At 26.4% G+C, this 621-nt stretch carries 1 protein-coding gene; it reads right to left on the bottom strand.

Annotation, left to right across the window (positions count from 1 at the left end):
• Positions 1 to 18 precede the first annotated feature (18 nt).
• On the bottom strand, positions 19 to 621 hold a 603-nt coding region (locus BU038_RS12340; RefSeq protein WP_142402612.1), incomplete at its 5' end, for an Abi family protein.

Genomic DNA, 621 nt, shown 5'->3' with positions numbered 1-621 from the left:
ATATTGGTAGTGTATCTTTTAATAATTTTCAAGTATTTGCTTGAAAAAGTTATAAACTGACACGAACCTTTCATCATATATGTATTTATACCTTTTAGCTCGAATGAGAAAGTCGTTTAATTCCCTAATTCTGTGAATCCTCATATTTTTACTCAACACAATTTTGTCATACACATATAGCATAGCCAAAATATCATGTATATTATAATTCCTAAGTCGTTTATTTAATAAGTTTTTATTCACTCCCAATCCCTTTACAAATTGAGTGATTAGAACGCTTTTATCATTCCCGTCGATTTGGTTTGTTAAAACAATGTTGTTTAAAATAGGAGTATTATGTGCCGCTTTATTTCGAATGTTTTTGACAAATCTAACAGTTTTACTTAACTCTTTATACTCTTTAAAACCATATTCATTATAAAAAAATTCAATAAACCAACATAAGTCTCCAAATTGCAAATATTCAATCAAAAACCATATGGGTGTATTTTTCTCATATTTACTATAATCTAATTTTCTATAAGAATCGTACTTTAAATGTTTTAACATTTTGGAATATGGATTACTTATATTCGAATTCTCTTTAATATAAGTAAAAAAACCACTCACTACATTATAGCC

The organism is Staphylococcus simulans, assembly GCF_003043455.1.
In the GTDB taxonomy this organism is placed as follows: domain Bacteria; phylum Bacillota; class Bacilli; order Staphylococcales; family Staphylococcaceae; genus Staphylococcus; species Staphylococcus simulans_A.
The sequence above is the reverse complement of the archived record's forward strand: the minus strand, read 5'-3'. Positions and strand labels throughout refer to the sequence as shown.